Source organism: Kosmotoga sp. (assembly GCF_982836095.1).
The window spans coordinates 9,972-10,178 of sequence record NZ_CEYIHJ010000056.1; the positions used below are offsets into that span (position 1 = coordinate 9,972).

The 207-nt window shown below is 43.0% G+C and carries 1 protein-coding gene; it reads left to right on the forward strand.

All coding sequences use genetic code 11. The annotated features are described in order from the left end of the window. Positions 1-207: 6-phosphofructokinase (locus AC3LHT_RS05305; protein WP_488662188.1), on the forward strand; the 207-nt coding region annotated here is incomplete at both ends.

Genomic DNA, 207 nt, shown 5'->3' on the forward strand with positions numbered 1-207 from the left:
ACAGAACAAGGACGTAAAAAAGCCGCCGAAATAATTAAAAAGCACGGGATAGATGCTCTTGTAGTGGTAGGAGGCGAAGGTAGCCTTACAGGCGCTATGTTATTAATGGAAGAAACAGGCATTCCTTCAGTTGGCATTCCAGGAACAATAGACAATGACATAGCCCACACGGATATGTGTATAGGCGTTGATACTTGTTTGAATACC